This window comes from Clostridium sp. K13 (assembly GCF_019734195.1).
In the GTDB taxonomy this organism is placed as follows: Bacteria; Bacillota; Clostridia; order Clostridiales; family Clostridiaceae; genus Clostridium.
The window spans coordinates 1-706 of the sequence record NZ_JAASHM010000088.1 but is presented as its reverse complement, the minus strand read 5'-3'; the positions used below and the strand labels follow the sequence as shown (position 1 = coordinate 706).

Sequence of the window (706 nt, the reverse complement as noted above, 5' to 3'; positions counted from 1 at the left end):
AGCAAGGATTTATCATGAATGTTTTTTTATTTTATTCAGTTGTAAAATTATTCAAGTATTTTTGCACTATTATAGTAGTCAATATTTATTTTACAAATTTTACTATTAATATTCTTGAATTTTTATCTGTTTACATAATTCATACTATAATAATATTACATAAAATGTAATATTATTATTATATTGACAAAAATAAATTACATGTGTAAACTTAAAATATAAATTACATCTGTAATCAAGAGAGGTGTTATTAATGAAGGAATTACCTAAAATATCTGATTCTGAATGGGAAGTTATGAAAATTATTTGGAAAAATGATACTATAACTTCTACTGAAATAATTAAGGAGCTACAAGAAAAAACAAATTGGAAAGCTCCAACTATTAAAACATTAATTAATAGATTATTAAATAAAGAAGCTATTAACTTCACTAAAAAAGGAAAGGAATACTACTACTTTTCTATTATTTCTGAAGAAGAATGTGTTAGAGAAGAAAGTGAAAGTTTTTTAAATAAAGTTTTTAATGGCTCTTTGAACTCAATGATGACTAACTTTGTTAAGTCACAAAAACTTACAAATACTGAAATTAACGAATTAAAGTCTATATTAAATAATTATGAAACTCAAGAAAAAGGAGCTGTATCAGATTGAATTAATAAATTCAGTCTGAATACAACTCCTTTTTAATTGTTCAAAATTTTATAC

Annotated in this window: 1 protein-coding gene; it reads left to right on the top strand. The window is 22.0% G+C overall.

All coding sequences use genetic code 11. The features are described 5' to 3' along the window. The first annotated feature begins 253 nt into the window (after window positions 1-253). The gene (locus tag HCG76_RS18870) at window positions 254-652 is read left to right on the top strand and encodes a BlaI/MecI/CopY family transcriptional regulator (RefSeq protein ID WP_221701808.1); all 399 of its coding nucleotides are present in this window, start codon (window positions 254-256) and stop codon (window positions 650-652) included. Window positions 653-706 lie beyond the last annotated feature (54 nt).